Below are 1,232 nucleotides of genomic sequence, written 5' to 3'. Positions count from 1 at the left end.
AGATACCGTCTTGACCGTCAAGCGCTCAGGCGTAGTCGGGCCGATACGGTGTCCGAGTTTTAAGCACGCCGAAGCACAGATGCACCAGCTTTCTCATGGCCGCGCCTAGCGCGGCCATTTTGCTCTTTCCAGCTGCTAAGAGTCGCGCGTAAAGCGCACCAACGTGTGGGTTGAAGCGCTTGCTGACGATAGCGGCCATGTAGAGGGTGGCACGTACTGTGCTGGGACCCGTTTTAGATAGCCGCGGCCGGCTGTTCAGACTGGTGCCGGACTGGCGTTGCACCGGCACCACCCCCAAGTAGGAGGCCAAGCCCTCGGCTGACTCGATGGGCCGGTTATGCATGATCGACAGGATCGAGTTCCCCGCTCGATCCCCGATGCCGGGGATGCTGGTCAGCAGTTCCCGATCCTCCTTCAGGTCCGGGTGGCGGTCGATGTGGTCATTGATCGCATGATCCAGGCGTTTGATCTCTTCGCGCAGGAACGCGATCGTTTTGGCGATGGATCCCTCGACCAGCACGGGTGGATCACTGAACTGCGTCTTCTCCTGGCGATTGAGTTCGCGCTGCAGATCCTTGGCCAGCGCGTCGCGCCGAGCCAACAAGGCCCGTAGTTGACGGGCATGCAGCGGTGCGGGGCGCCACAGCCCAGGCTTGAGCGCCTGACCGTAGCGGGCCAGCACGTAGCTATCGATCCCATCGGTTTTGGAGCGCACCGCCAGCGCCCCGGCGAAGTCGCGCACCTGGGCAGGGTTGACCAACGAGACACTGACCGAAGCGTCATGCAGGGCCGTGGCAGCCTGCTCGTGATATTGCCCTGTGGGCTCGAGCACGGCATGCAACTGCGCCGGCTCGGCTCCCTGCTTGGCGCACCACTGCAGCAGCGTCTGCACGCCCGCTATCGAGTTGGGTACGACCTTGGTCTTGCGTTTGTTGGCATCGCTGCCAAGCAGCGCGCAATCCAGCTTCGCCTTAGAAACGTCAATTCCGAGAAAAAACATAAACCTAAGCTCCCTTGCCAATACCAAAGAAGCCCGCTGCGCCCACTTGCCTTGTACATACAGGGTCCAATGCCCTAGGCTACCGTCCAGTGTCCAGCCGGCTCAGAGGTGCGGAACCGAGGCGTAATCTGAACCACAAAGTCCAGGCTCTAGGTGTCTGAACACGCTCATCGGTCCGCGTGTAGCGATAGCTAATCACTACAGTGGCCAAGATACAAGGTGTCTGACACCC

The 1,232-nt window shown here is 60.8% G+C and carries 1 protein-coding gene; it reads right to left on the bottom strand.

Annotated elements, in window-relative coordinates; translation table 11 throughout:
• Positions 1-25 precede the first annotated feature (25 nt).
• Positions 26-1,000 carry an IS110 family transposase gene (locus KVT32_RS27780; RefSeq protein WP_142051405.1) on the bottom strand — a complete coding sequence of 325 codons (975 nt, stop codon included), beginning with the start codon at positions 998-1,000 and terminating at the stop codon, positions 26-28.
• Positions 1,001-1,232: the final 232 nt, after the last annotated feature.

The sequence above is a fragment of the Achromobacter sp. GbtcB20 genome, assembly GCF_019091095.1.
GTDB lineage: Bacteria > Pseudomonadota > Gammaproteobacteria > Burkholderiales > Burkholderiaceae_B > Achromobacter > Achromobacter mucicolens.
This window is presented reverse-complemented; position numbering and strand designations above follow the sequence as displayed.

What these genes read in the sequence shown, in the direction of transcription:
- KVT32_RS27780 (WP_142051405.1), bottom strand. Translation starts at nt 1,000, where the DNA reads ATGTTTTTTCTCGGAATTGACGTTTCTAAGGCGAAGCTGGATTGCGCG.